At 68.5% G+C, this 20068-nt stretch carries 20 protein-coding genes and 4 pseudogenes; 13 read left to right on the forward strand and 11 right to left on the reverse strand.

Annotation, left to right across the window (positions count from 1 at the left end):
* Positions 1–67: 67 nt before the first annotated feature.
* Positions 68–1018, reverse strand: a complete 951-nt coding sequence (locus tag ABR737_RS07795; protein WP_350249449.1) for a helix-turn-helix transcriptional regulator — start codon at positions 1016–1018, stop codon at positions 68–70.
* Between the two features lie 194 nt (positions 1019–1212).
* Here ABR737_RS07795 and ABR737_RS07800 point away from each other — a divergent pair, with 194 nt between their 5' ends.
* Positions 1213–2052, forward strand: coding sequence for an SDR family NAD(P)-dependent oxidoreductase (locus tag ABR737_RS07800; RefSeq protein ID WP_350249450.1), 840 nt, complete (start codon positions 1213–1215; stop codon positions 2050–2052).
* Positions 2053–2130: 78 nt separating this feature from the next.
* Here ABR737_RS07800 and ABR737_RS07805 read toward each other — a convergent pair whose 3' ends face one another.
* From ABR737_RS07805 to ABR737_RS07820, 4 genes are all read right to left on the reverse strand, one after another.
* The gene (locus ABR737_RS07805) at positions 2131–3105 is read right to left on the reverse strand and encodes a helix-turn-helix transcriptional regulator (protein ID WP_350249451.1); all 975 of its coding nucleotides are present in this window, start codon (positions 3103–3105) and stop codon (positions 2131–2133) included.
* 193 nt (positions 3106–3298) lie between these two features.
* Positions 3299–4240 carry a VOC family protein gene (locus ABR737_RS07810; RefSeq protein ID WP_350249452.1) on the reverse strand — a complete coding sequence of 314 codons (942 nt, stop codon included), beginning with the start codon at positions 4238–4240 and terminating at the stop codon, positions 3299–3301.
* A gap of 132 nt (positions 4241–4372) precedes the next feature.
* Positions 4373–5500, reverse strand: a complete 1128-nt coding sequence (locus tag ABR737_RS07815; protein WP_350249453.1) for an FAD-dependent oxidoreductase — start codon at positions 5498–5500, stop codon at positions 4373–4375.
* A 179-nt stretch (positions 5501–5679) separates the two neighbouring features.
* Positions 5680–6288, reverse strand: a complete 609-nt coding sequence (locus ABR737_RS07820) for a helix-turn-helix domain-containing protein (RefSeq protein ID WP_350249454.1) — start codon at positions 6286–6288, stop codon at positions 5680–5682.
* A gap of 87 nt (positions 6289–6375) precedes the next feature.
* On the opposite strand from ABR737_RS07820, the gene ABR737_RS07825 reads away from it, so the two are divergent.
* The 4 genes and pseudogenes from ABR737_RS07825 to ABR737_RS07840 all read left to right on the forward strand — a co-directional run.
* Complete coding sequence (locus ABR737_RS07825) at positions 6376–7002, forward strand: SAM-dependent methyltransferase (RefSeq protein ID WP_350249455.1); 627 nt, start codon at positions 6376–6378, stop codon at positions 7000–7002.
* Positions 7003–7042: 40 nt separating this feature from the next.
* Positions 7043–7542 (forward strand): annotated as a pseudogene (locus ABR737_RS07830) (DinB family protein).
* Positions 7543–7917: 375 nt separating this feature from the next.
* A complete protein-coding gene (locus tag ABR737_RS07835) occupies positions 7918–8367 on the forward strand; it encodes an SRPBCC family protein (RefSeq protein ID WP_350249456.1) in 450 nt (149 codons plus the stop codon).
* A gap of 45 nt (positions 8368–8412) precedes the next feature.
* Positions 8413–8553: pseudogene (locus ABR737_RS07840) on the forward strand (IS5/IS1182 family transposase); the annotation flags it as partial.
* 258 nt (positions 8554–8811) lie between these two features.
* On the opposite strand, the gene ABR737_RS07845 reads toward ABR737_RS07840, so the two are convergent.
* Positions 8812–9234 carry a hypothetical protein gene (locus ABR737_RS07845; RefSeq protein ID WP_350249457.1) on the reverse strand — a complete coding sequence of 141 codons (423 nt, stop codon included), beginning with the start codon at positions 9232–9234 and terminating at the stop codon, positions 8812–8814.
* A gap of 212 nt (positions 9235–9446) precedes the next feature.
* Between ABR737_RS07845 and ABR737_RS07850 the strand changes: the two are divergent.
* Positions 9447–9617, forward strand: a pseudogene (locus ABR737_RS07850) (hypothetical protein); the annotation flags it as partial.
* Here the strand turns inward: ABR737_RS07850 and ABR737_RS07855 are convergent.
* The 3 genes and pseudogenes from ABR737_RS07855 to ABR737_RS07865 all read right to left on the reverse strand — a co-directional run bounded on the left by ABR737_RS07855 (position 9590) and on the right by ABR737_RS07865 (position 10432).
* Complete coding sequence (locus ABR737_RS07855) at positions 9590–9715, reverse strand: hypothetical protein (protein WP_350249458.1); 126 nt, start codon at positions 9713–9715, stop codon at positions 9590–9592. The pseudogene ABR737_RS07850 and the gene ABR737_RS07855 overlap by 28 nt on opposite strands.
* Positions 9716–9735: 20 nt before the next feature.
* Positions 9736–10089, reverse strand: a pseudogene (locus tag ABR737_RS07860) (inorganic phosphate transporter); the annotation flags it as partial.
* 4 nt (positions 10090–10093) lie between these two features.
* Positions 10094–10432, reverse strand: coding sequence for a hypothetical protein (locus ABR737_RS07865; RefSeq protein ID WP_350249459.1), 339 nt, complete (start codon positions 10430–10432; stop codon positions 10094–10096).
* 984 nt (positions 10433–11416) lie between these two features.
* Here ABR737_RS07865 and ABR737_RS07870 point away from each other — a divergent pair.
* The 3 genes from ABR737_RS07870 to ABR737_RS07880 all read left to right on the forward strand — a co-directional run bounded on the left by ABR737_RS07870 (position 11417) and on the right by ABR737_RS07880 (position 15531).
* Positions 11417–11797: a hypothetical protein gene (locus tag ABR737_RS07870; RefSeq protein WP_350249460.1), complete on the forward strand. Its 381-nt coding sequence runs from the start codon at positions 11417–11419 to the stop codon at positions 11795–11797.
* A gap of 1279 nt (positions 11798–13076) precedes the next feature.
* A complete protein-coding gene (locus ABR737_RS07875) occupies positions 13077–14957 on the forward strand; it encodes a WD40 repeat domain-containing protein (protein WP_350249461.1) in 1881 nt (626 codons plus the stop codon).
* A 373-nt stretch (positions 14958–15330) separates the two neighbouring features.
* Positions 15331–15531, forward strand: coding sequence for a hypothetical protein (locus ABR737_RS07880; RefSeq protein ID WP_350249462.1), 201 nt, complete (start codon positions 15331–15333; stop codon positions 15529–15531).
* A 17-nt stretch (positions 15532–15548) separates the two neighbouring features.
* Here the strand turns inward: ABR737_RS07880 and ABR737_RS07885 are convergent, their stop codons facing one another.
* Positions 15549–16139, reverse strand: coding sequence for a TetR/AcrR family transcriptional regulator (locus ABR737_RS07885; RefSeq protein WP_350249463.1), 591 nt, complete (start codon positions 16137–16139; stop codon positions 15549–15551).
* A 126-nt stretch (positions 16140–16265) separates the two neighbouring features.
* On the opposite strand from ABR737_RS07885, the gene ABR737_RS07890 reads away from it, so the two are divergent.
* A complete protein-coding gene (locus ABR737_RS07890; RefSeq protein WP_350249464.1) occupies positions 16266–16997 on the forward strand; it encodes an SDR family oxidoreductase in 732 nt (243 codons plus the stop codon).
* A gap of 195 nt (positions 16998–17192) precedes the next feature.
* Here ABR737_RS07890 and ABR737_RS07895 read toward each other — a convergent pair whose 3' ends face one another.
* Entirely contained in the window at positions 17193–17402 is a 210-nt protein-coding gene (locus tag ABR737_RS07895; protein WP_350249465.1) for a hypothetical protein, read from the reverse strand.
* 120 nt (positions 17403–17522) lie between these two features.
* Here ABR737_RS07895 and ABR737_RS07900 point away from each other — a divergent pair, with 120 nt between their 5' ends.
* From ABR737_RS07900 to ABR737_RS07910, 3 genes are all read left to right on the forward strand, one after another.
* Positions 17523–17645 carry a PmrA gene (locus tag ABR737_RS07900; RefSeq protein WP_350249466.1) on the forward strand — a complete coding sequence of 41 codons (123 nt, stop codon included), beginning with the start codon at positions 17523–17525 and terminating at the stop codon, positions 17643–17645.
* A 249-nt stretch (positions 17646–17894) separates the two neighbouring features.
* Positions 17895–18830: a zinc-binding dehydrogenase gene (locus ABR737_RS07905; protein ID WP_350249467.1), complete on the forward strand. Its 936-nt coding sequence runs from the start codon at positions 17895–17897 to the stop codon at positions 18828–18830.
* A 70-nt stretch (positions 18831–18900) separates the two neighbouring features.
* Positions 18901–19818 carry an AraC family transcriptional regulator gene (locus tag ABR737_RS07910; RefSeq protein ID WP_350249468.1) on the forward strand — a complete coding sequence of 306 codons (918 nt, stop codon included), beginning with the start codon at positions 18901–18903 and terminating at the stop codon, positions 19816–19818.
* Positions 19819–20068: the final 250 nt, after the last annotated feature.

A 20068-nucleotide genomic window follows, 5' to 3' on the forward strand; every position in this document is an offset into this window, starting at 1 on the left:
GTTCGGCAGCGGCGGAGATTCCGTCCGGGACGCCCCGCCTTCGGGGGCAACCGGAGGTCGCTCGTTGTCAGTTCCTGCGGTTTCCGGTGCTACGTGGAGCGGTGGGGTCGTGCTCCGGCACCGGCACCGTCTCGGTCTCGGTCTCGGACTCGGTCCCCAGCGTCGTGGGTTCGTTCCAGGAGGCAAGCAGCCGCAGTGAGGTTTCCGATGGGCTGTCCGGTTCGGTGCGATAGATGAACAGAGTCTGGTCGGGGTCGTCGCCGGGGGTGAGGGCCTGGTAGGTGATGGTGAGGTCGCCGACGAGGGGGTGGTGGTAGTCCTTAGTGCCGGTGGTGCGCCGGTGGACTTTGTTGTCGGACCAGTAGCGGCGGAATTCCTGGCTGTGTATGGACAGGTCACCGACGAGAGCGCGGAGGGCGGGGTCGTCGGGGTGGCGGCCGGCGTCGAGGCGGAGCATGGCGGCCGTGTCGGCGGCGACGGCGGCCCAGTGTGTGTACAGCTCGCGGGCGTGGGGGTCGAGAAAGACGAAGCGTGCCTGGTTGCGCTGCGCGGCGGGCAGGGCACGGAAGTCGGTGATGAGCCGTCCCGCGAGGCGGTTGTGGGCAAGGACGTCGAGGCGCCGCCCGAGGACGAAGGCCGGCCGGCAGGCGGCCTCCAGGGTGTCCAGCAGGTCCCAGGTGCCGGGATGGACGCGCTGCGGCCGGGATCGTCGCTTGCGCCGGGCTGAGCTGGGGCGGGCAACGGTGTGCAGGTGGGCGCGTTCGGCGTCGTCGAGGCGCAGGGCGGTGGCGAGCGCGTCCAGGACTTCCGCCGAGGCGCTGGGGCTGCGGCCTTGTTCCAGGCGGGTGTAGTAGTCCACACTCACGCCCGCCAGCCGGGCGAGCTCTTCCCGCCGTAGTCCGGGCACACGGCGGCGGCCGAAGCCTTCCTCCTCCAGCCCGGCCTCCTGCGGGCTGAGGCGGGCGCGAGCCGAGCGCAGGAACTCCGCCAGGCGAGGGCTTGTCTCCTCAGGGTTCATGCCATCGAGTCTCGCGCGTTCGCACCCTGTTCGGGGCAGAGAGGGTGGCCCAGTTCGTCCCCCGATCAGCCGGGCCCTCTCGGCCCCTCTTTTCCCTGCTCGGAGCTGGTTCGGTGGAGTCAGAGCAGACGGCGGGGAGACGGTCCTTCCGTTCCCCGTGTCCGTCCCGTCGCTGACGAGAGAAGGAGTCGTTCATGTCCACCTGGTTCATCACCGGAGCCTGCCGCGGGTTCGGCCTGCGGATCGCCCGAGCCGCGCTGGCGGGCGGTGACGCGGTCGTGGTCACGGCCCGTAACCCGGACAGCCTGCCGGATGACCTGAAGCGGTCCGACCGTGTGCTCGGCCTCGCGCTGGACGTCACCCGCAGCGAGGACATCACGCGAACCGTCGAAGCGGCCGTCGGCCGGTTCGGCGGCATCGACGTGCTCGTCAACAACGCCGGGCGCGGACTGCTCGGCGCGCTGGAGGAGATCACCGACGACGAAACGCGCTCCCTGTTCGACCTCAATGTCTTCGGCCTGATCAATCTCACCCGTGCCGTCCTTCCTGTGATGCGTGAAGCCGGCCACGGCAAGATCGTCCACATCGGATCGCGGTCCGGATTCGAGGGCGAGCCCGGCGTCAGCATGTACAGCGCCTCGAAGTTCGCCGTCGCCGGGATCAGCGAAGCCCTCTCCGTGGAACTCGCGCCGTTCGGCATCCAGAGCATGGTCGTCGAACCCGGTGTCTTCCGCACCGACTTCCTCGACGGCAGCTCGCTGTCCACTGCCGCCCACCGCATTCCCGCCTACGACGGCACCCCGGCCCACGACACCCTCGAATGGATCGGCCAGGCGAACCACGCCCAGCTCGGCGATCCCGTCAAGGGGGCCGCGCTGATCTACGAAGTGACCTGTCAGGACAAGCTGCCCACCCACCTGGCGCTCGGCCGTGACGCCATCGAGCGCCAACAGGTCAAGATCGGCCGGCTCCAGGACGACCTCACCGCATGGCAGGCGAAGTCCACCGCCACCGCCCACGACGACGCTGCCTGACCAGCCGTCGCAACACCGGCAGAACGTGCTTCCTTTCCCCGTCCCCTGCCGACGACCAGCAGTTCCCGGGGCGGTTTGTTACCGGCGGGCTGCGGTCTCGGAGGGCAGCTCGTCGAAGCGGTCACGGTACTCGCCGGCGAAGCGGCCCAGGTGAGAGATGCCCCATCGGTAGGCAATGGTGCTGACGTTGTCGGTGGAGGCGAGGATGTCCTCGCGAATCCGGTCCAGCCGCAGAGTGCGCACGTAGGACATGGGAGGCAGCCCGAGCCGCGCGCGGAAGGCGGAACTGACGGTCCGCGGACTGTTGCCTGCCGCATCGGCAATGTCCCTGAGGGTGATGGTTTCCGTGAGGTTCGCTTCGATGAACGCGAGAGCCGCGCGCAAGGAGCGCGGGTGACTGGGCTGAGGGCCATCCCGAAGCTCATCGGTATGGGTATGGGGTTGCGCCAGAAGCAGGGCGGTGACAATGCACCGCAGCTGGCTGCGCTGCAGTTCCGCACGTTGGAACAAGGGATCCCCTGAGTCCAGTTGCTCCACCAGGGAATGCACCAGCAGCCGTACCGCCCGGCCCTTGGGTTCGGCCAGATCCAGGGCGAAGTCGAAGCGCACCGTGGAGAGCGGCAGGTGCCCGGTCAGCGCGGCGAACTCCTGGTCGACCAAGGCAGCATCGATCTTCAGACCCAGAAACTGCGTCCGGCTGCGGCGGGGGCGCAGTTCCTGGGTGTCTCCGGGGTTGACGACTCCTGCGGTGGCCTTGTCGAGGGTCGCGTGCAGGCCTCCGCAGGACGCCTCGATTTCGCCGGAAACACCCAGGTTGACGAAGTAGGAGCGGCGGTGGCCGGCCGTCGAAGCGACGCGGACGTCAAGTGGCGAGGCGAAGTAGCCGACGGCGAAGTCGGGGGCGGAAACGCCGCGCAGTTCGTGGTCACCGCCGCCCAGGCCGTTCAGGGGGGAGGTGGTGATCGAGCCGCCGAACAGCCGGGTGGCAGCGTTGAGCAGGTCGACGGGGTTCCGAGATCTCGTGATGCGGAAGGTACGCAGCACAGTGGTCATGGCCCCTCCGCTGTGTGGGGGACGGCAGCGGCACGGCGGGGGCGCTCGGGCCGGGGTCCGTGTCGGGGTCGGGGTCGGTGTTGGGGTCGGTGAAGAACCTTCCAGTCGGTCATCGACTGGCTGTCGACGAGTTGCGGTCGTGGGTGCTCCTCCGTAGGCGCTCCATGGGTGATCCCTTCTTTCTGCGGGACGGTCACATCGGCGGGGCGACGAACAGCCCGGGGTCGACGTCGTTGTGGGACTTGGCGGCGATGTATTCGTTCATCTCGTTGGCCGTGCCCCACTGGTCGGCGTTGGCGGGGTCCTTGAGGTCGAAGAGGTGCGGGTGCCAGGTGTCCTCGTCCACGACCTCGAGCTCGGTGGTGTACTCGACGGTGTTGCCCGCACGGTCGAGGTAATAGCTGAAGGAGTTGTCACCGGCGCGGTGGCGGCCCGGTCCCCACAGGCGTTCGATGCCCAGACGCCGCATCCGCCCCGTACCGCGGAGGAATTCGTCCACCCCGCGCATCTCGAAGGACGCGTGGTGGAAGGCCGCATGCGGGCCGCGGACGATGCCGAAGCTGTGGTGGTAGGTGTTGCAGCGCAGAAACCACATGGTCCCGCCGCGGCCGTCCATGCACATGGTGTCCGAGAGCCGGAAGCCGAGGTGCTTGATGTACCAGGCGACCGTGGCTTCGGGCGTGGGCGAGTTCATCAGCACATGCGACAGCCGCACAGGGATGGACTCCCGTGCCTCGATCGTGCGGTGGCGGCGTGGAGTGACATCGGCGGAGACCTCCACCACGCGGCCCTCGTTGTCGAAGAAGCGGACCGCGTAGCCGCCTCCGGGGGTGTCCAGCAGCTTCGGCTCCTGCACCAGCTTCACCCCCTGCGCGATCAACTGCGCGGCCAGGGTATCGATATCGGCCGTGGAGGCAGCACCGAAGGCGATGAGGTCGGTGCGCTTCTGTTCGTCCCGGCGCAGCCGCACCACGTACTGCTCCGGGGAGCCTTCGGCCGCCAGGAACGAGACACCCGTGTCCCCCGCTGCCTCCGTCAGCCCCCATAACTCGGTGTAGAACTGGCACTGCTCGGCGAAGTTCGGCATGGCGACATCGATGTGCCGCAGGTGGGTGATCAAGCTTGTGTTGCTCATCAGGCACTCCTCGTGTGTGGGCGGATCAGCTGAGGCTTTCGGGCAGCAGTCGACGACGGTGGGCCGCGAGGCTTTCGGGCAGACGGCAGACGGCAGACGGCAGACGGCAGAAACGCCGTGCGCATCCGCTGGTTACGCGGGTTCGGCCATCTGCCGGTGGCAGGCATCGACCAGCGGGTACGCCTCGTGGTGCCGCTGCGCCTGCTCCAGGCCGGCGATCTCCACCGAGGTCTGAACGAGCCTGCGGCACCGTTGTGCACGCCGGCCGACGAACGACCGGAGCCCCGCGCCGACCGACTCGTGGCACTCGAGCTCGTGGGCCAACACGAGCCCGTCCTCGATCGCCAAGGCCGCGCCGCTGGCCATCTGTGGTGCCGGCGCATGCGCGGCGTCACCGATGACGACGCCGTTCCCGCGATTCCAGGCACCCGCCAGCAACGCCGTCTGCACCGGGCGGCGCACCACCGACTCCGACGCGGACACCAGAGGCCGGATCTCCTCCACGCGCCCCGGGAAGACCTCCAGGAACTCTCGCAGGCGCGGGGCGAGTTCGGTATCGGGCAGGCCGCTGCGCCCCACCCCGTTCTCCGTCAGGAACACGTACGCCTGGCTTCCCGAGAGGGGCACGAGTCCAGCCGTGTTGACCTCGCCGGCGAACTGATGGACACCCGTGGCCCACAACGGGCGCGGCACCAGGGCCCGCCAGACCATCTGCCCGTGGTAGTCGAGCGAGGTCTCCAAGCCCAGTAAGCCCCGGACCGACGAGCGGATGCCATCCGCGCCCACCAACAGCGCGACCTGCCGGACCGTCCCGTCCGAGAGCCGCGCACGGACCAGCTCCTCTTCCTGGTCCACCCCCGTGACGGTCATCCCGTAGTGCACCACCACGCCACTCCGCTCTGCCGTCTCCCGCAGGATCCGGTGCAGTACGGGGCGTGCCATGCCGACCATCGCCGGCCGCTCCGCACCGATCAGTCGCGGCAACTGAACGTGTCCCGCAGACTCGCCGTTCCTGTCCACATGCGTGATCGCCGTCATCCCGTAGCCCTCGGCCAGACACCTGTCCGCCAGCCCCAGCTCGTCCAGCGCGCGCAGTGCAGGGCCGGTCAGGCAAAGCCCCCATCCGGACGTCGCCTGCTCCGGTCCTGCCTCGGCGATCTCGACCCGCCACCCCTTGCGCGCCAGCACCAAGGCGGCTGTCAGACCGGCGACACCCGCGCCCACGATCACGGCCGTCCGCGCACCGCGGCAGCTGTTCATCTACGCCTCCTGAGCCCCGAATTCACCGGAACTCTAGAAGTCGCCACGGCTCCGCCCTATCCGAATCGGGAGGCGGCTATCCACTCCCGGCAATCGTTCTCGGCGTTCGCTCCCGGCAATCGCTACCGCGGTGTGCGTCGTCAGGTGCGTCGTCAGTCCCTCGCCCACGCGGGGCCGGTTCACCGCCGGTTGCCGGCCCGCGGCGATGGAGGAGGGTCGGTGCGTACGTGCGCGCGCACCCCTTGCAGGCCGAACAGGATGAGAAGCTCCACCACGCCGCCGTCGGCGCTGCCCAGCCAGTGGGGCAAGGATGTGTCGAACTCGGCTGCCTCACCGGGCGGCAGCGTCAGGTCGCGCTCGCCGGTCACGAGCCGCAGGCGTCCGTTGAGCACGTAGAGCCATTCGAACCCTTCGTGGGTCTGCGGGGTCGGTTCGAGTGGTTCCGGCTGGGCGGGGATGATCATCTTGAACGCGTGCACCCCACCCGGTCGCCGGGAGAGGGGCACGAACGTCATCCCGAACCGCCTGATCGGCTTGAGGTGTATCCGGGGGTCGCCAGTGCGCGGGGCGCCGACCAGGTCGTCCAACGGAACGTCAAAGGTACGGGCCAGCGGCAGCAGCAATTCCAGGCTCGGCCGGCGCTGCCCGTTCTCCAGCCGGGACAGCGTGCTCTCCGATACGCCGGTCGTCGCCGCGAGGTCGGCGAGGGTGATGCCGCGGTTACGACGCAGCGCACGAAGGCGCGGCCCCACCGCGTCAAGTACGTCGTCGTCCGTCTTGCGGTCCATCAGGCCATCTTGCCGTAACCGCAAGATTCCGTGCCAAGTCGTGGGGTGCCTGGCAAAACTGAGTGCATCCCGACACAAGGAGCCTTGATGAGCAGCACCGATGCGGTCACGTTCTGGGACGGCGTCTACGCGGCCCGGCCGGCAGCCGACGGCCCGCAGCCGAATGCCCGCCTCACCGAGACGGTGACGGGTCTGCCGCCCGGTGACGCGTTGGACCTCGGATGCGGCGACGGCGGCGACGCGCTGTGGCTCGCCCGCACGGGGTGGCGTGTCACCGCCGTCGACATCTCGGAAGTGGCGGTCGAACGGCTCGCCGCCCTCGCCCGCTCACACGGCCTGGGCGACCGCGTCACCACCGCGCGGGCGGACTTGCACAAGTCCTTCCCCCCGGGCGGATTTGACCTGGTCAGTGCCCACTACCTGCACACCCCCTTTGACCTGGACCGGGCAACCGTCCTGCGCTCGGCCGCGCTCGCACTGCGCCCGGGCGGGCGGCTGCTGGTGGTCGACCACGGCTCGGCCGCGCCGTGGTCGTGGAACCAGGAGTCCGACGTCCACTACCCGAGCCCGCGGGAAGTCGCCGCGGGTATCGGCCTGCCCCCGCAGACATGGACGGTCGAGCGGGCCGACGCACCCCGCCGGATCGCGACCGGACCGGACGGGCGCACCGCCGAGGTCACCGACCACGTCCTCCTCATCCGCCGCACCGCCTGACACGGCGGCCGGCGCCCCGACACAAGGAAGAGAGACAACAGTGCCCGGCACCGCCCTCCGCAACGGCCGCCGCGACACCCCGCCGCCCCGGACCGGAAGCAACGAGACCGAGATCCTGCGCGGATTCCTCGACTACCTCCGGACCTCGATCGCCGCGAAGGTCGACGGCGCCCCGAACCGCAGGTGCGAACAGCCGCAGTGCCGTCAGGCACGAACCTGCTCCGCCTGCTCAACCACCTGACGTTCGTCGAGCGCTCGATATTCCTCGGGGACGACGTCACCGACTGGCAGGCGACGTTCGACGCCGCACCGGCCGGCAGCGTGGCCGACGTCGTCGCCCGCTACCGAGACGCGGTCAAGCGCGCGAACGACGTTCTCGACGGGTGCACCGATCTCGGCGCACCGGTCCCCCGACCGCAGCCGGACCGCCCCGCTCCCAGCATCCGCTGGGCACTCACCCACATGATCGAGGAGACCGGCAGGCACGCGGGCCACGCCGACATCCTCCGCGAACTCATCGACGGCACGACCGGCCGCTGATCCACCTTCTCCAGGACGGGAACACATGATCACGGCGCCACGGAGCTCAACCGATCCGGGGCCAGTGGCCTCGCGCATGACCACCATCGTGCGGGCGGTGGACGTGCCGAACGCCGGCACGGGCACGGGCTCATCGAGGAGAACCCCCAGTTCCTCGCCGCCGGGCTACTGCGTTTCCTCGACGGGTGACCACGCCACCCATGCGGCGCAGGACGCTGCCCGACGCAGGCGGCCCCGCCTTCGGTCGTCACCGTCCAACTCGCCGACCGGCTCTCGCCCCACCGGATCCACGCGTGCCCGGCCGACCACTGCCGCGTCGACCGCGTCTTCTTGGCCGGGCGCGCCGCCCGCCCCCACTCACAGGAGCCCTCTGCCATGCACACATACGACGTCACAGTGACTACCGGCGCCTCGCCGGAAACCGTTTGGAAGTTACTGGTCGACTCCGCAAGCTGGCCGCTGTGGTCCAAGGTGGACAGTCTGGACACGACACGGTCGGTCGGCCTCGACCCCGGCGGCGACGACGGTATCGGTGCCGTCCGGGCTTTCCGGACGGGACGCGTCGTGACCGGGGAGCGGCTGACCGAGAAGGTCGAGCCACGCCTCTTGGCCTACGAAGACGCGTTCAATTCGTCGATGCACAACTATCACGCGCGCATCGAACTGAAGCCGACAGCGAGCTCGGGAACGGTCATCCACTGGTACGGCGAGTACGAGACGAACCGGCTGTGGGGCTGGGTCATGCCGCGCTACCTCCAGAAGTTCATGCAGGGCATGGCGAACGGGCTGGCCCGCTACGCCGAGGAGCGCAAGCCGGCTCCGTGATGTCTGCGTCGCCGCAGCGCGCGTTCATCCAGGGCTCGTCCGAGCCGGAGCAAACCGGGTTCCAAAATGCACATCTTGGCGGACGCGAACGGACTGCCTCTCCTCATCGGCGTCCCCGCCGCCAATGTCCAGGACAACGAAGTTCTGAAGCCGATGGTGGCCGGTCACCAAACGAAACACGCCCCCAAACTGTGAGGAGCCGCATTTCGGCGACGCCCGATCAGCAGCGAGCGAGACCTTACGAGTCGGTCGGCCACTTCGAGACAGGTGCGGCTCCCGGTCCCGGGGCGGCGGCGTGCGTACCGTCGGGAACACCGGTGACGGTAGGGCCCGTTCAGCACCGCGCCCCGGCACGCAGGGTGCCGGGGCGCTCTCGCGAGAAGCGGTTCGGTGCGCGGCCGTGGGCAGTGATGGTGCCTGCTGTCCCACGGCCGCGCTGCCGGCTCAGCGGACCTGCACCGTCACCACGTCAGAGGCGTGCAAGCGCACGGGCTTCTGGTCGTGCGGGCTGGTCAGGCCGTACAGCACCGCACGGAACTGCAGGTTGCCGCGGCGCGCGGACGTGCCGTGTGCAGTGACCTGCGCATCGCCCTCGACCACGGCGCTGCAGTTCTCCTGGTGCCAACCTTGGCCGAAGCCGTTCTCCTCCAGGCAGAGCTGATGCAGGTAGCCGGCGCTGTCATCGCCGCCGTGCGCCTTGACCGTGATGGTCTTGCCGACCTGCGCCGTGCGCGGCGCCGTGATGTCCACATCGCCCTTGGCAAACGCCGGCCCGGCGGCCAGAGCCACCGAGGCCAGACCCAGCGCACCGATCGCCGCCACACGGCCACCCCGCGCCTTGAACCCGGTCTTCTTCGTCCTGGTCATGGACTTCCCCTCCCGCGGATCCCCATCTGGATAAGACCCGCCGTTTTTGCGAAGGCACCTGGTGCGCCTCGCCGACTATCCAGATGAGCCGACCGACCTGCGCGTTGCCCCTCGCCCGGCACCTTTGCAAATTCATGACATAGCCCGCTAACCAGCGCCTGATACCTGCAACAGCCGTCAAATCACTTCTTGAGAGCGGTAGTCCGCAACCCATGAGCGCTACGAGACCACACACGGCAAGCAGGGGGGCGTCGTCCACCTCGCGCCGCACGCGGTCAGTAATTTCGCTGCCGGCAGCGACAAACCTCCGTTACGGCGTGGTGCTGACGCTCCGTCACTTGGGCGGTATCACCTCCTACCAGGAGATCGCCGAGGTGTGCGAGGTACCGGTCGGCACGGTGCGCAGCCGGCTCAGCCAGGCCAGGGCGAAGATAGCCCGCGTGCTGATTTCGGCCGCCGAGCAGGCACACGACGGAGCCATGGCCGTCACCGACGAGAGCAGGCACGAGGCCGAGGTACGTAGGCAAGGTAGGTCGCCGGCAGCGCGGTCAGGCAGGCCAGCACCGGCGACACCGGGGCCGGGATCACGATCTTCTCCACCACCCGCCCGAAAGGCACCGCATCACCGCCCGACCCCACCCACACCGCGCCGATCAGACCGCCGGACAAGGCGGGCGAGGAACTGGACGGCAGTCCCGCGAGCCACGTGACCATGTTCCACAAAATCGCGCCGATGAGCCCGGCGAAAATCATCGTGAGGCTGACCGCGTTGTCGTCGACCATGCCACCGGAGATCGTCCTGGCGACCGTGGTGGACAGGAACGCACCCGCGAGATTGAGCACCCCGGCAACCACGGCTCTACGGGCACGGCTCCCCCAAGCGAACCGCCGGGAAGCCCGCGGCACCAGGGGGCAGAAGGGTGGCCACCATGTGTGAACCATCCGGGTGGTCCTCGACGCGGAAGGAGACCAGCCCTGCCTCGGAGAGCCGGTGCAGGGCCGTGCGGATCGTCACGGGCGAGACCCCCAGCGCCCGGGCGGCGGGGAGCAGCGGAAAGACCGCCATAGGGTCGGCGTGCATCGTCCGCGGATCAGCCGCGAGGTCCACCAGAAGCCCTGCTACGACGGCACCGCGGGGGACCTTCCTGGCACTGACCACCCAATCGAGCACCCAGTGATCAAACGACAGTGCGTCCACGGGAAATCCCTCGCAATCACCACCATCGAGATGCGGCTGGGCGCCGAAGCGGCGCACCTGACTCAAGAATTGGCGCGCCTCCCCGACGAGGCAAGTCGCGAAAAATTCGAGCCTGAAACCCGCCGGCAACTCCAAGCGCAGGTCGCGGCGACATGGTGTGGTTGGGTACTTCGTCCTCCGTCAACGAGCCTCGGCGCGCTTGCGGTGATGAGACCGAGACCGGTGGGACTCCTCGCACCTTCGGATGTGGGGCAGCGAGGGAGTGGAAGCGGCCGGCGAGAGGTTGCCCCCATGCTCGCTGAATACAGAAATCACTCGAACGGTCGATGCGATCCAGGGGCAGGGTGCGAGATTCCTCCATTCGGCCCACGCTGGAAAGGCCTACAGGCTTCACGCTGCACTCGTGATCACTGCTTCGCCGGGAGTCATCGTGATCGTGATAGGTCTGCTTACGCCGTGGATACTCCTGCTCGTAATGATCGCGCTGGACGTTTTCGAAGACCACCTGTTTCCCCCCTCGCCAGCCCCTCCGCCAGAGGCGGTCCCTCACGAGGAATCGACGGACGACAATCCCCACACTCCCTGAGTGGCAACAATCCTCAGCCCGCCTCCGGAGGCCATAGGGCGCCGAGTCCTTTGGCATCGCTTCCGGCTTCCGGCTTTTGGTGTAGGTGAGTTGGCATCCGAAGCCGTCGATCTGGCTGGCGACTCGTAGCTGCGTGAGAGCGGCGCGACAGCGTTCAGTGCCGGTAAATCCAGCGGGGGGCGGCAAGGCCGGGCCGTCGCCATGCGGGACGTGCTGCGGGCGTGCGCCGGACGGCTCCAGCCGCAGGGGGCCGGATGGGGCTGTCACGGTAACTTCGCTGATCGTTGCGAGTGAATACATGGGACGGGCCGTTGCTCAGGCTTGGTACAGGGGGGCACCGCCCGGTAGCAAGACCGCGGGTACCCAACCGCGAGGTGCAGGAGCACACAGTGAAGAACATGTCACGCGTCAATTTCGTGATCGCAGGAGCTTGCGGTCTGCTCCTGGCCGCCGGCGGGGCCTCTCCCGCCCAGGCGTGGGACGGCGGCGGGCTGTTCGGCGGCAGCGGGGGCGGTGTCTGGAACAGCGACACCGTGGCCAGCTTCCAGGCGGGGTTCAACTGCTCGCACCGGGCCAGGATCTGCATCAACGGCCCACTGAACAGCGGCAACGTCCGCAACGCACAGAACGTTTTCCTGTCCGGCAACAACAGCAACAGCGGCAGCCCGACCAACGTCAACGGCAACACCAACGACAGCGCCGGCGGCACGACCGGAGCCGAGAACAAGTCCGACAACGACGTACAGCACGTCGGCCGCGGCGGCAAGCAGAAGCTGTGATGCGAGGCTGACTTCGGTCACTCCGGCCCCTCCGGGCCTGGCGCGAGCCGGGGCCGGAGGGGCTGTGCTGCCGTCACCGCACCGGGGACAGGGCCGGGGCCGAGGCCGAGGCCGGGGCGGACGATGTCGGTCGCCTGGCGCAGCCCGCCAGGCGATCGCCCTACACCGCTGGTGACGTCGAGTCGCCCGCAGACCCCTTCCACTCGGTTGTTCGCGGAATCGGCGGCCGGTACCGCCCGGAGCGTCGGGTGCAGCGGCAGGCCGGAACGTGAATGGCACCCCACGCCCGCTCGGGCCGTGTATCGAATGTCATGCGGCGGCATTTCCATCACCCACGACAAGCCCCAAATTGCCGCACGGGTGACGGCCACCGCCGAATGACGGCACCAATGCTCAGCGCATCGCTATGCAGCAAGAAAGGATGGCAAAGAGCACGGCCCCATCACGCAAAGGGCGTGATACTCCTTGGCATTGCGACGCAAGCCGTCGGCAGGAATACTGAATATCACGGGCAGGGAAGGCCCGGAAGCGCGCTGCGTGTGACCGAAGGAGTCTCACGCAGCGTTCCCATGTTGGGACACGCGGAACGCGGGGGCTCCGTACGCTCCATCAGCTGTTGACGGGTACAGGTCCCGAGGTGCCACGAACCGCGAACCGCACGTGTCGCGACAGGCAGCCCGGCGCGACAAGCAGCCCGCTCTCCCCGCGCTTTCGAGGCCAACGCTTTGGAGGCCAGCCCTCACAAGTGGGGACCAGCCTCGGAGTTGACCCGTTGACGGGGAGCTAGAAACGGCCTCCACGGCCGAATCCACGGCCTCGGCCAAAGCCGCGTCCGCGACCAAATCCGCGTCCACGTCCAAAGCCGCGTCCACGACCGTAGCCTCCGCGGCCACGACCGTACCCGCGTCCGCCATGGTCGCCGCCCCAACCGTCGCCATGCCTACGGGGGAATGTCATTCGGAAGCTCATTGTGCCTCCTTGGATCTCTGAGGATCATCCAACTGTCCAGCTGGACCACTTCCCACGCTACGCCGCGACGCGAGTCGAAATCAAACGGGAAAAGGCTGAAAGTTAAGGCAAACTTGCTATTTTTTCGTGTACGCAACGTGGCCATCGGTCGCTCTCTGAATTCCGATTCCCCCTGGCCCATTGGATTCAGGCATCGCATCTCTCATCACACTCGGCGCCTTCGATGCCCGCAATCCGCGCCACCTGCTTCGTCGGCACTTGGGTCCCGACGACGGGAAGGCTGTCAGTGGTGGGGGCTACGGTCCGCAGCATGGACGTACGAGGGAAGACGATCGTGCTCGTCGGCCGCTTCGATGGCTTGCGCCAGGACGAGGCGCAGCGACGGCTGGAGGAGCTGGGTGCCCGGGTCACGGGTTCGGTGACCGGCCGGACGGATCTGGTGTTCGTGGACAGCCTCCGCTACAACGAGGGACAAAAGCTCCGGGAGGCACGGCGGCGCAGCCTCCCGATATTCGACGACAAGGCGCTACGGGGCCTGCTCGCGGAAGAGGATGCCGCCGACCCCGATGCGCCTCGGGCCCGGGCGGTAGCGGATCTGGTGGCCCTGCGGGCGCGACTGCTGACGCTGGAGCGCGAACAGGGCATCACCGAGGAACACCGCGCCGCCACGCGGCAGGTCCGTGAGAGGGAGGGCGCGCTCCTCCGCCATCCGTACGGCCATCAGGCGGAGATCAACGATTACGCACTCAGTCCCTGCGGCCGCTATCTGGCCACCGGCACCGTGACCGGCGACGACTACGGCGGCACCCTGCAGATCTGGGAACTGGTCACCGGACGCTGTGTCAATGTCATCGGCATCGAGGGCGGCATCGGCCGGCGCGGCTACGAGCGCAGCATCCAATGGTCGGCCGACAGCCGCCGTATCGGTCTTGCGTATCACAACGACCGCATCGGTGTCTTCGATCCGTTCAGCTCCTTCCTCGGTTCCGTCACCCTCGCCGAGTGCCTGATCACGGACGGCGCGTCCAGGCCGGTGACCTGGGCGCTGGCGCCCGACGGGAGGCGGGTCTTTGTGAATTCCGGGACTCCGTGCGAGGTGGGCGGGTGCATCGTCCCCATGGACAGCGGCGAGCTGAACTGGACGACCCGTGACGCCCCGCCCGCGCACCCGTTCCTGCTGGCCGACCGGCTCCGGGTGGATCTGGCCACCGAGGAGCGGGACGCGTACGACGACGTCACGCTCCGGGCCGACGGCTGGGCGCGCTGGTCAGGGGACGGCACCCGGTTGCAGGCGCAGGGCGCGAGCAGGGGCCGCGCGGAGGCGTTCGTCATCGATGTCTCGTCCGGGCAGGTGAGCTGGCTGGCCGGGATCGGCGAGCTCGCCGCGTGGAGCCCGGATGACCGGCTGCTGGTGCACGACGACAAGGGGCTGCGCTTCCTCGACGCGCTGACCGGCAAGCCGAACGGGAAGGGGGCCGGGCACCAAGGCGTTTCGGCGCTGCAATGGGGCATGCGGGGCGATGTGCCGCGGCTGGCGGCCCTGGTGGGCGAGGGCAACTCCGCCGGGACACGGCCAGGTGTCCTCATCCATGACGAGGACCGGTTCCGCTACCGCCTCGATGTCACGCCGGTGGAAGAGGGCATGGTCTACGCCGATTCCTGGGCCTGGGCCCCGTCCGGCGACGCGGGAGCCTGGCTCACGGCCGACGGGCGGGGAGAGGTGTGGTCGCTGGAGGGGGACGAGCCACAGCGGCTGCGCACCGTGGACGTCCCTTCCGAGACGAGCGTGCTGCTGTGGGGCGCCGACGATGTCCTGGTCGCGATGAGCCCGACCACCCTGCGGTTCCTCCGGGCCGAATCGGGCGAGGTCCTGGGCGACTTCACCTTCCTCCACCGACCGCGGGGCCCGAAGCCGTTGGGTGACAACTACTGGTTTTTCGCGAGGAAGCACTTCGCGCCGGATGACGAGACATGGTGCGCGGTGTTCGAGGAGGGGGTGGTGATCGCTCCCGACGGCCGGGGGAAGGAGTCGTTGGGCAAGGTTCTCGCCTGGACCGTGGATGAGCGTCTGGCCTGGCCGGTGCGCTGGGGCGAGCTCGATGTCGTACCGGACGCCCGGAGCGCGGGACCGGCTCTCGGGGACGCGCCGGACGGCCAGTGGCTGCGTCAATACTGGGACTCGATCCAGTGATCCGCGTCAGATATGCGGTGACGGCAGGGGACGACAGCCCGGCTCACGAACGCCAGGACCTCGCCCCACTGCGCGCCCTGGACCTACGGGTCGGCCACGTCATCACGGTCCTGGAGGAGATAGGGATCTTCGAGAACGACAGCGAACCCTCCTTCGGGGGCTGGATTGCCGAGCGTCTGGACGGGCTTGCGCCCGGCATCGGTGCGGAGACCGAGCGCTGGACCCGTGTCCTGCGCGACGGCGGCCCCCGCAGCCTCCCGCGACGGGAAGGCACGGTCTGGCTCTACCTCAACCGAGTCCGCCCAGCCCTCGGAATGGACTGGTCTTCCGCAACCCGACCAGCCGGATCAAGGTTGGTCAGTACGAGTACGCCGTGCTGCAACCGCTCGTCCCCGCGCAGGTCGACCGCCCGTCGCTGCGGCCACCACACCGGCAACTCGAAGAGGCCCTGACCCACGGGCTCGATCCGCTCCACCTCGCCGAGGTGTTCGGGCTCGACGACAAGACCGCGATGCGGTACGCGGACTCCGCGCGAGCGCTACTGGAACAGGCCGCTGAACAGCAGCTTCTATGATGTCCGGGCTTCTGCCGTCAGTTTTCGGGGAGCCGCGACGGTGCAGTTTTCAGTCCGTCCAGGGTGAGGTCGAGGAGGCGTTCGGCCTGCTCTCGCTGCTCGGGCTTGGCCGAGGTGAGGGCGATACCGGCGAGGGCGGCGAACATGTCGGTCGGGCTGATGTCGGACCGGATCGTTCCGGCGGCGGTATTGGCGTCCATGAGGGAGGAGAGGGCGGCCTGAATCATCTCGTGGCTGTCGGCGTAGGGATTGGTTCCCGAGTTGACGACGGCTCGCAGGGCCTCGGCCATGCCGAGTTTGGCGGTGGCGTAGTCGATGAAGCGGCGAGTCCAGGCTCGCAGGGCCTCGGGCGGCGACATCGCCGCAAGGAGGCCTGGGACGGCGTCGCACAGCCGGGCCACTTCGTTGCGGTACGCCGCCTCGATCAGAGCTTCCCTGGTCGGGAAGTTGCGGTAGAGGGTGCCGGTTCCCACACCCGCTTCTCTGGCGATGCGCTCGAAGTGCGCATCCAGTCCCTCCTCAGTGAACACGCGCACCGCGGCGGCCAGGATCTTGTCCCGGTTCCGCTGTGCGTCAACCCTCAGCGGGCGTCCTGCATCTCGGGCCATCAATGGCTCTCCCCTGTCTCCACTTGCTAAGTGGAGGCTCCGCCACTTAGTGTGGATGAAGTGGCGGAGCCTCCACTTTCACTGTAGGGCATGGCCCCCACTCCTCTACTGGAAGGACTGTCCATCATGTCGGGAATCGATGGCAAAGTCGTGGCGATCACAGGCGCCAGCAGCGGCATCGGCGAGGCGACCGCGCTCCTGCTCGCCGAGCGCGGCGCGAAGGTCGTCCTCGGAGCACGCCGTCCGGAGCGTCTTGAGGCCCTGGCCGCTCGCATCGAAAAGGCCGGCGGTGAAGCCGCCTGGGCCCGCACGGATGTGACGCGACACGAGGACCTTTCCGGCCTCGTCAAGCTGGCACGCGATCGATACGGCAAGCTCGACGTCCTCGTCAGCAATGCCGGGATCGGCCTGATCTCCCGTCTGGATGACCTGCGTGTCGAGGACTGGGAGGAGATGATCGACGTCAACCTCAAAGGGGTCCTGTACGGGATCGCCGCTGCCCTTCCCGTCTTCCGGGAGCAGGGCTTCGGACACTTCGTCAACACCGTGTCCACCGCCGGACTGCGCATCGTGCCGCTCCAGTCGGTGTACGCCGGCACGAAGAACGCCGTGCGCACCATCTCCGAGGGCCTGCGCCAGGAGGCCGGCGACAGCCTGCGCGTGACCGTCGTCTCGCCCGGCGCCGTCCGCACGGACTTCGCAGAGCGCATGGATCCGGCTGTGAAAACCCAGATCGACAAGATGATGGAAACCGCTCTTTCGCCGGACGCGGTGGCCCGCGCCATCGCCTTCGCCATCGAACAGCCGGACGGTGTCGATGTAGGTGACATCGTCGTTCGCCCCACCGCCCAGGGATAGGCCTGCGCAGCCACGCCGCACCACACACATTCCTATCGAACCCACGGATACCCCCAGCTGACGCACACGGACCGACCCCCGAGTTCCCTCTGAACAAGCTTCAGTTCAGCTGAACCCACGGGCCTCTACGGCCTCGGGACTGGTGGGCTCGCATGTTGAGGTGTCGCGTATTCCTCGTTGGGGCCGTGCCTGGTGTCACCGTGTGTGGTCGCCGGAGGCGTATCGGCTCCAGGTTCCTCCGGCTTCAGTGACCAGGCGGGTGGCTGTCTTGTCGTGGTAACCGAGCGCCTTCGCGATGACGGGAGCCGGGGCCTGGAGGACGAGTTGGCGGATCGCGGAGGTCCTGCCGCGCTGTGGCGGGACGCCGATCTCCCGCAGGTGGGCTTGGAGACTGCCCGGATTCATGGGGGCGGAATCGGCGATTGTGCTCCCCTGCCGTCCCCATCGCGGTCATCGACGATCCGGCGCTGCCGGAGGCGCTGGCAGAACGCGCGGCTGTCCGCCCGGAGCGGCACCTTCACCCCGATGCTCCTGGCCCGCTCCCGCCATGCCGCCGTCCCCTCCCTGGAGCGGTACGCCCGCCCCGGCGTCGACGCGGTCGCCCGGCACGTCGCCCAGCGCGACCCCGCCGCCCGACGGAAGCGCTGACGCCTCAAGATCATTACCTTGCCGGGCATGTCTGTGCCCGGCACAGCGTCATCCACCGGACGGGTGCAGGGCTCGACGCGCCGCGAGTCGCACTGACACAGATCGTCAACTGATTGATTCTCACGGGTCTGGTCGCTGTCCCGGTCCTGCGTAGGGTTCCAAGAAGGCGGCAGTGCGGCATTTGCGCACTCGATCTGTTGCCGCGCCAAGTGTTCAGGCCCCTCCACGAGAGAAGGAAACACACCCCCTATGCGCGCCCTTGTGGTCGATCACAGTGAGGCCGGACCCATCCGGTTCGCCGATGTCGATGAGCCCGTACCGTCCACCGGCGAGGCGTTGGTGGAGATACGACACATCGGTCTCAACTTCGGAGAGCTGAATTACGTGCACCAGTGGCCAGCCGGCGCTGTGCACGGTCACGACGCGGCCGGCGTCGTGGTGCGCGCCGCATCCGACGGCTCGGGGCCGCCCGAAGGTACGCGCGTCGCAGTGGGGATGGCTCCCCACGCGTGGGCGGAGCGGGTGGCAGTCAGCCCCGCCTCGCTCGGCACCGTCCCCGAGGGCGTGGACCTGGCCGACGCCGCCGCGCTAGGGATCGCCGGAGTCACCGCACTCCGGGTGCTGCGCAAGCGTTCCCTGCTGGCGCGCAACGTTCTGATCACCGGCGCCAGCGGAGGCGTGGGGCACTTCGCCGTCCAACTGGCGGCGCTGGCGGGCGCCCGGGTGACGGCACTCGTCGGTTCGCCGGAGCGGGCCGCCGGACTCCGTGAACTCGGCGCCGACAAGGTCCTGACCGACCTGGCCGCGACCGAGGACCGGTTCGCCCTCGTCCTGGACACGGTCGGCGGGCCGCTGGTGGCCCAGGCGTGGAGTTCCCTCGCCGAGGGCGGCACCATCCACCTGGTCGGTTACTCCTCAGGGCAGGAAACCACCTTCCCGTCAGCGGGCCGCACCGGCGAACCGACGAGTGAGGCCTTGTTCGGCTTCGGCGAACCCCGCAGCATCGCCACCTACGGCGACATGACGCCGACCAGCGGGGAGCTGACAGACCTGCTGGGCCTCATGGCTGCCGGGAGACTCTCGGCACCGGTCGGACTGCGAGGCGACTGGCAGGACGTGGACGACGCCGTCCAGGCGCTGTTCTCGCGGAAGGTGCACGGAAAGGCCGTTCTTGACGTGGCCTGAAGCTGTGGACGAGGACACATGCGCCTCGCCCGCCGGTGGGCGGTGCGCGGCGGTGGACGAGAATGGACCCATGGATGTGCTGGCGGAGGTCTTGCGTGTTTCGGGTGCGCGTGGGGCGCTCGGGGTCATGCTGAAGGCCGGAGGAACCTGGGGTCTGTGGCTGGACTCCTCTCCAGGAGCGGCACTGCACGTGGTGTCCCGCGGCACCATGTGGCTCCACGTCACGGGCGAGAAGCCTCTTCAGGTGCAGGCCGGAGACGCCGTCCTGGTGTCGCCGGGCACCGCACACGGGATAGCCGGCGGCGCCGGCGTGACGATGGGTTCCTGCGACCGTGAGGCGGCGGCCCGGGCTTTTGGCGATGGCCGAGCCCTGCGGCTGGGCTCGGCGCCGGTGCAGACGGAAGTGATCGTCCTGCACTACGAGCAGGACCCGGAGGTGCGCACACCGGTCCTTACCTCCCTCGCTCGGCCGATGCACGTCACAGCCCGGGAGAACGCGCAGTTCAGAAGGACCGTCGAACTTCTCGCTGCTGAGCTCGCACAGCCGCAGATCGGTACCACCGCCGCCATCAACAGCATCGTCGACCTTCTGCTCGTCCAGTTCGTACGCGCCTGGCTGGCCCGCCACCCGCAGGAGCAGTCCGGCTCATGGCTGGGAGCGATGCGTGATCCGGTCGTGCGCGACGCCCTGGCATGTGTCCACGCCCAACCGGAACACCCCTGGACCACGGAGACCCTGGCCGCCGCGACGAGCGTCTCCCGGGCGACGCTGTCCAGGCGTTTCCGGTCCGCCCTCGGACAGACGCCGGGCGCGTACGTGACGCAGTGGCGCATCGACCTGGCGTCCGTCCGGCTCCGCGATACCGATGAGCCGGTCGAGTCGATCTCCGGCGCGGTCGGCTACGCCTCTCCGCACGCTTTCAGCCGTGCCTTCAGACGTGCCCGAGGCACGGCCCCGGGCGCGTACCGTTCTCGACTTCGCAAGTGATCCGGCCTCGGGACTGATGGGCTCGCATGTTGAGGTGTCGCGTATTGCTCGGTGAGGTCGGTTCAGGTGTCACCGTGTGTGGTCGCCGGAGGCGTATCGGGCCCAGGTTCCTCCGGCTTCAGTGACCAGGCGGGTGGCTGTCTTGTCGTGGTAGCCCAGAGCCTTGGCATGACGGGGGCTGGGGCTTGGAGGACGAGGTGGCGGATCGGTGAGGTCCGGGCCCGCTGGAGGGGAACGCCGATTCGGCATA

Origin of the sequence: Streptomyces sp. Edi2 (genome assembly GCF_040253635.1) — a bacterium.
Taxonomy (GTDB): domain Bacteria; phylum Actinomycetota; class Actinomycetes; order Streptomycetales; family Streptomycetaceae; genus Streptomyces.

Excerpts from the sequence above, each read along its gene's own strand:
- ABR737_RS07795 (WP_350249449.1), bottom strand. The coding sequence starts at position 1,018 with ATGAACCCTGAGGAGACAAGCCCTCGCCTGGCGGAGTTCCTGCGCTCG.
- ABR737_RS07800 (WP_350249450.1), top strand. The coding sequence starts at position 1,213 with ATGTCCACCTGGTTCATCACCGGAGCCTGCCGCGGGTTCGGCCTGCGG.
- ABR737_RS07805 (WP_350249451.1), bottom strand. The coding sequence starts at position 3,105 with ATGACCACTGTGCTGCGTACCTTCCGCATCACGAGATCTCGGAACCCC.
- ABR737_RS07810 (WP_350249452.1), bottom strand. The coding sequence starts at position 4,240 with ATGAGCAACACAAGCTTGATCACCCACCTGCGGCACATCGATGTCGCC.
- ABR737_RS07815 (WP_350249453.1), bottom strand. The coding sequence starts at position 5,500 with ATGAACAGCTGCCGCGGTGCGCGGACGGCCGTGATCGTGGGCGCGGGT.
- ABR737_RS07820 (WP_350249454.1), bottom strand. The coding sequence starts at position 6,288 with ATGGACCGCAAGACGGACGACGACGTACTTGACGCGGTGGGGCCGCGC.
- ABR737_RS07825 (WP_350249455.1), top strand. The coding sequence starts at position 6,376 with ATGAGCAGCACCGATGCGGTCACGTTCTGGGACGGCGTCTACGCGGCC.
- ABR737_RS07835 (WP_350249456.1), top strand. The coding sequence starts at position 7,918 with ATGCACACATACGACGTCACAGTGACTACCGGCGCCTCGCCGGAAACC.
- ABR737_RS07845 (WP_350249457.1), bottom strand. The coding sequence starts at position 9,234 with ATGACCAGGACGAAGAAGACCGGGTTCAAGGCGCGGGGTGGCCGTGTG.
- ABR737_RS07855 (WP_350249458.1), bottom strand. The coding sequence starts at position 9,715 with ATGGCTCCGTCGTGTGCCTGCTCGGCGGCCGAAATCAGCACGCGGGCT.
- ABR737_RS07870 (WP_350249460.1), top strand. The coding sequence starts at position 11,417 with ATGTCACGCGTCAATTTCGTGATCGCAGGAGCTTGCGGTCTGCTCCTG.
- ABR737_RS07875 (WP_350249461.1), top strand. The coding sequence starts at position 13,077 with ATGGACGTACGAGGGAAGACGATCGTGCTCGTCGGCCGCTTCGATGGC.
- ABR737_RS07885 (WP_350249463.1), bottom strand. The coding sequence starts at position 16,139 with ATGGCCCGAGATGCAGGACGCCCGCTGAGGGTTGACGCACAGCGGAAC.
- ABR737_RS07890 (WP_350249464.1), top strand. The coding sequence starts at position 16,266 with ATGTCGGGAATCGATGGCAAAGTCGTGGCGATCACAGGCGCCAGCAGC.
- ABR737_RS07895 (WP_350249465.1), bottom strand. The coding sequence starts at position 17,402 with ATGAATCCGGGCAGTCTCCAAGCCCACCTGCGGGAGATCGGCGTCCCG.
- ABR737_RS07900 (WP_350249466.1), top strand. The coding sequence starts at position 17,523 with ATGCTCCTGGCCCGCTCCCGCCATGCCGCCGTCCCCTCCCTGGAGCGG.
- ABR737_RS07905 (WP_350249467.1), top strand. The coding sequence starts at position 17,895 with ATGCGCGCCCTTGTGGTCGATCACAGTGAGGCCGGACCCATCCGGTTC.
- ABR737_RS07910 (WP_350249468.1), top strand. The coding sequence starts at position 18,901 with ATGGATGTGCTGGCGGAGGTCTTGCGTGTTTCGGGTGCGCGTGGGGCG.